This window comes from Rhodopseudomonas palustris (genome assembly GCF_003591005.1).
Lineage (GTDB): Bacteria > Pseudomonadota > Alphaproteobacteria > Rhizobiales > Xanthobacteraceae > Rhodopseudomonas > Rhodopseudomonas palustris_K.
Genome location: NZ_QYYD01000090.1, coordinates 1 through 507 on the forward strand (window position 1 = coordinate 1; position 507 = coordinate 507).

A 507-nucleotide genomic window follows, 5' to 3' on the forward strand; every position below is an offset into this window, starting at 1 on the left:
ACCGGGTACTGGTCGTCGGCGATATGGCCGAACTCGGCGCGGAAAGCCAGGCGTGCCATCGTCAGGTTGGCGAAGCGGCAAAAGCGGCCGGGCTCGATCGCGTACTGAGCGTCGGTACGTTGAGCGCAGAGATCAGCGGCGCCAGCGGCGTTGGCGAACATTTTAGCGAGAAGGCCGCGCTGGTGACCCGCCTGCGCGAGCTCACCGCAGAACATAAAATTATGACCATTTTAGTGAAGGGTTCACGTAGTGCCGCCATGGAAGTGGTAGTACGCGCATTACAGGAGAATGGAACATGTTAGTATGGCTGGCCGAACATCTGGTCAAATATTATTCCGGCTTTAACGTCTTTTCCTATCTGACGTTTCGCGCCATCGTCAGCCTGCTGACCGCGCTGTTCATCTCTCTGTGGATGGGCCCGCGCATGATCGCCCGTCTGCAAAAACTCTCCTTTGGCCAGGTTGTACGTAACGATGGCCCGGAATCTCACTTTAGTAAGCGCGGTAC

General features: G+C 56.8%; 1 protein-coding gene and 1 pseudogene. Both read left to right on the plus strand.

Annotated elements, in window-relative coordinates:
- Positions 1 to 302, plus strand: a 302-nt coding sequence (locus tag D4Q52_RS26120) for a glutamate ligase domain-containing protein (RefSeq protein WP_425328514.1), incomplete at its 5' end; no start/stop codon positions are given.
- A pseudogene (gene mraY, locus D4Q52_RS26125) lies at positions 296 to 507 on the plus strand (phospho-N-acetylmuramoyl-pentapeptide-transferase); the annotation flags it as partial. The gene D4Q52_RS26120 and the pseudogene mraY, both read left to right, overlap by 7 nt.